Below are 5927 nucleotides of genomic sequence, written 5' to 3'. Positions count from 1 at the left end.
CCCCACCGTCACCGGTCGCCGGCCGGGCCGGTGACGGTCGCCAGGGCCGACCGGTCACGGTGGCGGCCCGAGGACGGCCGCCGGGGCCGGGTCACCCGTCGAGCTGCCGGGCGAGCCCGTCGAGCAGCAGGTCGAGTCCGCCGCCGAACTCGTCGTCCGGGCCCACCGCGCCGGCCGCGCGTGCGGTCTCGGCCAGCAGCGGGAACTCCGCCCGGGGCAGCGCGGCGATGACCGCCGTGCCGGGTCCGGCCAGCGCGCCGAGGTGTTCCATCTGAATCGCCCCGACCACGTACGCGAGCAGGGCACGGAACGCGACCACCCGCCGGGTGCCGGCGAAGCCGCCCCGGGTCAGCACCGCGAGCGCCGCCTCGCCCCAGCGCAGGATGCCGGGCGAGCGGTGCCGGTGCGCGGGGAGCAGCGGCACCACGGCCGGATGGGCGCCCACCGCGGCGCGCACCCGGTCGACCAGTTCCCGGATGCCGTCCGGCCACGGCCCGTCGGCCGGAGGGCGCATGTCCACCCCGTCGAGGACGCGCTCGACGACGAGCGACTCCAGCTCGTCGCGGTCGGCGACGTAGCGGTAGAGGGCCATCGTGCTGGTGCCGAGCTGAGCGCCGACCGCGCGCATGGTGAGGCCGGTCAGGCCGTCCCGGTCGAGCACCGCGAGCGCTGCGTCGGCGAGCTGGGCCGGGGTCAGGGATCGGGGACGGGGCATGGCCTTGACAGCGTACAAGATACGCCTACGGTTGTAGGAGTACGTTGTACACCTACAGCGGGAGCGCGCATGGACGTCGTCACCCCCCGCCACCTGACCAGCGTCACCGGCGTCGAGATCGCCCTGCCGGACCCCACCCGCCTGGTCCACCTCCAGTTCCGGAGGTTCGCCGGCTGCCCGGTCTGCAACCTCCACCTGCGCTCGATCGTCCGCCGCCACGCCGAGATCGAGGCGGCCGGCGTCCGCGAGGTGGTGCTCTTCCACTCCCCCGCCGACGAACTGCGCGAGCACGTCGCCGACCTGCCGTTCGCCGTGGTGGCCGACCCCGACCGGCGGCTCTATCGGGAGTTCGGCGTGGAGTCCGCGCGACGGGCGCTGCTCGACCCGCGCGTCTGGCTGCCGGTCCTGCGCGCCGTGGCGAGCGGCACCTGGCAGGTCCTGCGCGGCCGGGAGCGGCTGCCGTCCCGCACCCCGCAGGGCGGCCGGCTCGGGCTGCCGGCCGACTTCCTGATCGCTCCCGACGGCCGGGTGCTCGCCGCCAAGCACGGCGAGCACGCCTCCGACCAGTGGTCGGTGGACGAGCTGCTGGCCCGGGTCAGTGCGAGCCGGTCGGCGCGATGACCGCCGGATCGTCGGGGTGTTCCCGCAGGAACGCCTCGGCCCGCGGCGCGTCCCGGAGGATCTGCCAGTTGGCGATCGCGAACATCACCGAGGTGACGCCGAACAGGAGGAACCACATCGGGGCGAGGCTGAGCAGCAGTTGGCCGAGGTTCAGCATCACCAGGCCACCGAAGAGCGGAACGAGACGCCGCTGCCGGACCATCTGCGCGGCGGCGGTCCGCAGCCAGGGCAGCTCATCCGGGGAGGCCACCGCGCCGCGCCGGACCGCCCGCGCCAACTCCCGCCGCCGGCGGAAGCTCACCGCCCACAGCCGGGACTCCCGGTCGGCCCGATAGCTGCCGCTGCGCACCATGCGGACCAGCGCGACGATCTCGAGCACCAGACCCAGCACCGCGAAGACGACGCCGGTCACCGCCACCGCGGTCGGCGGGTCACCGCGTTCCAGCCAGCTGCTCGGGAACCCCCGGTCCGCCAGAAGCCCGACCAGCAGCGACACCAGCGCGAACACCAGCACGGTGCCGACCAGCAGCAGCCGGACCCGACGTCGTCCCCGCCGGATCGCCCCACGCTCCGGATCACTGTCCACGATGGTCCCCCGTTCGACGGTCGGGACGTACCCGTCGGGGGGTGCCGCTCAAACGGCGGTCAGCGGGCGGCCGGCGGGGTCCAGCCGAAGCGCGGCGGCCGGCGTTCGTTGACGGCCGCCACTCCCTCGCGGGCCTCGCCGCTGTCCCGCACCTGGTCGTGCCACCAGGCCAGCCGCTCGGCGTCGGCGCGCCCGTCGACGATCTCCTTGGCGGCGGTCACGGTGAGCCGGGAGCGCTCGGCGATCGTGGTGGTCAGCGCCGCCACCCGCCCGGCCAGCTCGCCGGCCGGCAGCACCTCGTCCACCAGGCCGGTCCGCAGGGCCCGCTCGGCGTCCACCAGCTCGCCGGTGAACAGCAGGTGCTTGGCCGCCGACGGCCCGACCAGCGCGGCCAGCCGTCGGGTGGTCGGCGCCGGGTAGACCAGGCCGAGCCGGGCCGGCGGTACGCCGAACCGGGCGTCCGCCGCGGCCAGCCGCAGGTCACAGGCGACGGCGAGCTGGCACCCGCCACCGACGCAGGCGCCCTCGATCGCGGCCACCGTGGGGCGGCCGAACGCGGCGAGCCGCTCCTCGGCCGCCACCGCGATGCTGCCGTCACCGGCGGCCAGCAGCTCGTCCAGGTCGCCGAGGTCGGCGCCGGCGCAGAACGTGCCGCCCGCCCCGGTGAGCACCAGCACCCGCACCGCCGGGTCGGCCTCCAGGCCGTCGAGCAGCACCGGGAGCTGTCGCCACATGGCCGGGGTCATGGCGTTGCGGCGGGCCGGGTTGCGTATCACCACGGTCGCCACCGGGCCGTCCACCGTGACGGTCAGTTCCGCGTCGGACATGGGTCCGACCGTAACGGGAGGGGCCCGGTGACCACCCGCGTGGGGTGGCCGCCGGGCCCCGGGGTCGGGCGGTCAGGTCAGGAGACGTTGACCGCGGTGTCGTCCACGACGAACGAGGTCTGCAGCGAGCTGTCCTCGGTGCCGGTGAACTTCAGGGTGACCGTCTGCCCGGCGTACGAGGCCAGGGAGAACGACTTCTGGCTGTAGCCGCTGGCCTTGTTCAGGTTCGAGTAGGTCGCGAGCGTCGCCAGCACGGTGCCGGAGGAGCTGAGCACCTGCACGGTCAGCTTGTCGTACTGCACGCTCGTGGTGGTCTCCGCCGAGTCGATGTGCAGCCAGAAGCTGAAGTTGTACGTCGAGCAGCCCGACGGCAGGCTCACCGACTGGGAGAGCGTGTCGGTGTGGGTGCTGCCGTAGCCGTCCATCCAGGCGTTCCAGGTCCCGCCGTGGGTCGGCTGGCCCTGCGAGCCGTACTGCCCGATCACGCCGGAGCTGGCGGACCAGACCGTGTTGCCGGACTCGAAGCCGGGGTTGCCGAGCTTCTGACCCGCGCCGGTGCAGCCGCCGCCGGTGCCGGTGACGGTCAGCGAGTAGGTCGCGGTCTTCGTGCCCGACGCGGCGCTGCCGGTGACCGTCACCGCGTAGGTGCCGGTCGGGGTGCTCGCGCTGGTGGCGATGGTGAGGGTGGACGAGCCGCCCGAGGTCACCGAGGCGGGGCTGAACGACGCGGTGGCGCCGGTCGGCAGGCCGGACGCGGAGAACGTCACGGTCTGCGCGGCCCCGTTGGTGGTGGCGGTGGCGACGGTGGCGGTGGCGGACCCGCCCTGGGCCACCGAGCCGGCGGTCGGCGAGAGCGAGACGGAGAAGTCGTTGCCGGTGGAGCTGCACGGCGCGTCGTTGCCGGCCACGTTCACCGCGGTCCACGCCGCCTGGACGGCCTTGTACTCGGTCGAGCAGTTGCCGTACAGGTCGGTCGCCGCCTTGAGGGTGTACGCCCGGGCGGTGTTCGACGGGGTGGTGTTGTTGACGTACGAGGTGTTCGAGGTGAAGTACACGTCGAGCGCCCGGTACCAGATCTTCTCCGCCTTGGCGCGGCCGATGCCGGTCACCGCCGGGGCCGAGCCGCAGACCGGCGAGGTGCCGTACGCGGTGGAGCCGGTGCCCTCGGCGAGGTTGAAGAAGAAGTGGTTGCCGACGCCGGAGGAGTAGTGCACGTCCTTGTTCTTCGTGCTGGTGGACCAGCAGGAGTCGGACGAGCCGTCCAGCGACGGGTTGTACATGTAGCGCAGCGGCGTACCGTTGCCGTTGATGTTGATCTTCTCACCGACCTGGTAGTCGCCCGGGTCGCTCGGCGCGGCGGCGTAGAACTCCACCATGTTGCCGAAGATGTCGCTGGTGGCCTCGTTCAGGCCACCGGACTCACCGGAGTAGACCAGCCCGGCCAGCGCCTCGGTGACGCCGTGGCTCATCTCGTGCCCGGCCACGTCGAGCGAGACCAGCGGGCGGGAGTTGCCCGAGCCGTCGCCGTAGGTCATCTGGGAGCCGTCCCAGAACGCGTTGACGTAGTTGTTGCCGTAGTGCACCCGGCTCGGCACGCCCTGCCCGTTGCCGAAGATGCCGTTGCGGCCGTGCACGTTCTTGAAGTAGTCGAACGTCTTGGCGGCGCCGAAGTGGGCGTCCACGCCGGCGGACTGCCGGTTGGAGTTGGTCCCGTTGCCCCACGCGTTGTCCGCGTCGGTGAACGTGGTGCAGGTCGAGGTCCCGTTGTTCATGTCGCAGGTCCGGCCGTTGCCGTGCGACGGGTCGATCATCTGGTAGGTGCTGCCGTTGAGCGTGGTGTCGATGCTGACCGTGCCGGTGTAGATGCCCTGGCCGCTGCCGACCACCGACTCGATCTCGTCGTACGAGCCGATCACCTTGCCGGTGGTGGCGTCGGTGACCACGTGCAGCTTCGACGGCGTCTGCCTGTCCGCCTTCCAGCCGGTGGCGACCGTCTCCCAGGCCAGCCGGCCCTTGCCGCTGCTGGCGTCGACGAACAGCTCCGGCGCGCCGACCGAGGTGAGGGTGCCGGAGAACGCCTTGCGCGCGCTGGCCTTGGCCGCGGACGCGCCCACCTTGGCGCTGGTGCCCAGCGTGAGCGGTGCGGACAGGCCGACCGAGGTGCCGGTCATGGTGCCGTTCGGGGCGGTGTGGACGACGAAGTCACCGCCGTAGACCCGCAGGCCACGGTAGGTCCGGGAGTAGCGGGTGTGCGCCGCCCCCGAGGGGTCGACCTTGGTGCGGACGGCCTGGTAGGCCTCCCCGCTGGAGCCCTGGACGGCGCCGGGGTTGGCACGGACCAGGCTGTCGGCCCGGGCCGCGGCGGCGGGCTCGGGACTGGGGGCGCTGGGCGCTGCCGCGTGCGCCGTGGTGGTGACGCAGGTCAGCACGCCGCTGGTGAGCAGCGCTGCGCTGACGGCGGCGACGGATCTTTTCACGGGCCCTCCTCCGAAGGCGAAGTTGTGACGGGGGTAGTCACTGATGTAGATATAGCGATACATCGAAGAACGTGAAAGAGGTCGGCGGCTTCCCGTCCGAGACACTGACCGAACGGATGAGGAGGACGCGGTGGTCCGGAACCGGGTGGCCCCGCCGTGCGTCCGATCCGGCATGAGAGCAGCCCCCGCCGTGGCGGCCGCCGTCGCCGCCCTCCTCGTCCCGCTCGCCGGCTGCGCCCGGACCGACGCACCGACCCGCGTCGGCCCGGCCGTCACCCCGCTACCCGGCGTCGAGGTGGTGCTGGTGCGCTCGGGCGGCATCGCCGGCCTGACCGACACCATCACCGTGCACGCCGACGGCACCTGGACGACCACCGACCGGGCCGGCACCGAACGCGACGGCCGGCTCGCCGAGGCGGATCTCGACCGGTTGCGGCAACTCGCCGCCGACCCCCGGCTCACCGCCGAGGCCGCCGTCACCGTGCCGGCGACCATGTGCGCCGACGCGTTCAGCTACCAGCTCACCATCGGGGCGACCACCAGCTCCTACGTGGACTGCCCGCCGCAGGTCACCCCGCCGGCCGCCACCGCCGAGGTGGTCGAGCTGCTCACCCGTGCCACCGGCTGACCCGCCCGTTCACCAGCCGGGCGCCGCCGCCACCAGCGCCCGGCGCACGGCCTGCACCTCGCGCCGGCCGGCC

Annotated in this window: 6 protein-coding genes; 2 read left to right on the top strand and 4 right to left on the bottom strand. The window is 73.3% G+C overall.

The features are described from left to right. Window positions 1–91: 91 nt before the first annotated feature. On the bottom strand, window positions 92–715 hold the full coding sequence (locus HUW36_RS23650; protein WP_174530190.1) for a TetR/AcrR family transcriptional regulator: 624 nt from the start codon (window positions 713–715) through the stop codon (window positions 92–94). Between the two features lie 69 nt (window positions 716–784). Between HUW36_RS23650 and HUW36_RS23645 the strand changes: the two genes are divergently transcribed. Further along, window positions 785–1336, top strand: coding sequence for a peroxiredoxin-like family protein (locus HUW36_RS23645; protein WP_174530189.1), 552 nt, complete (start codon window positions 785–787; stop codon window positions 1334–1336). Here the strand turns inward: HUW36_RS23645 and HUW36_RS23640 are convergent. The 3 genes from HUW36_RS23640 to HUW36_RS23630 all read right to left on the bottom strand — a co-directional run bounded on the left by HUW36_RS23640 (window position 1311) and on the right by HUW36_RS23630 (window position 5226). Further along, on the bottom strand, window positions 1311–1922 hold the full coding sequence (locus HUW36_RS23640; protein WP_174530188.1) for a hypothetical protein: 612 nt from the start codon (window positions 1920–1922) through the stop codon (window positions 1311–1313). The genes HUW36_RS23645 and HUW36_RS23640 overlap by 26 nt on opposite strands. A gap of 59 nt (window positions 1923–1981) precedes the next feature. Beyond that, entirely contained in the window at window positions 1982–2749 is a 768-nt protein-coding gene (locus HUW36_RS23635; protein WP_174530187.1) for an enoyl-CoA hydratase/isomerase family protein, read from the bottom strand. 77 nt (window positions 2750–2826) lie between these two features. Then, window positions 2827–5226, bottom strand: a complete 2400-nt coding sequence (locus HUW36_RS23630; protein ID WP_174530186.1) for a M4 family metallopeptidase — start codon at window positions 5224–5226, stop codon at window positions 2827–2829. A 172-nt stretch (window positions 5227–5398) separates the two neighbouring features. Between HUW36_RS23630 and HUW36_RS23625 the strand changes: the two genes are divergently transcribed. Further along, window positions 5399–5854: a protealysin inhibitor emfourin gene (locus HUW36_RS23625; protein ID WP_174530185.1), complete on the top strand. Its 456-nt coding sequence runs from the start codon at window positions 5399–5401 to the stop codon at window positions 5852–5854. Window positions 5855–5927 lie beyond the last annotated feature (73 nt).

Origin of the sequence: Micromonospora maritima, assembly GCF_902825405.1 — a bacterium.
Lineage (GTDB): Bacteria > Actinomycetota > Actinomycetes > Mycobacteriales > Micromonosporaceae > Micromonospora > Micromonospora maritima.
This window is presented reverse-complemented; position numbering and strand designations above follow the sequence as displayed.

Coding starts and splice junctions, on each gene's coding strand:
- HUW36_RS23650 (WP_174530190.1), bottom strand. CDS start 715: ATGCCCCGTCCCCGATCCCTGACCCCGGCCCAGCTCGCCGACGCAGCG.
- HUW36_RS23645 (WP_174530189.1), top strand. CDS start 785: ATGGACGTCGTCACCCCCCGCCACCTGACCAGCGTCACCGGCGTCGAG.
- HUW36_RS23635 (WP_174530187.1), bottom strand. CDS start 2,749: ATGTCCGACGCGGAACTGACCGTCACGGTGGACGGCCCGGTGGCGACC.
- HUW36_RS23625 (WP_174530185.1), top strand. CDS start 5,399: ATGAGAGCAGCCCCCGCCGTGGCGGCCGCCGTCGCCGCCCTCCTCGTC.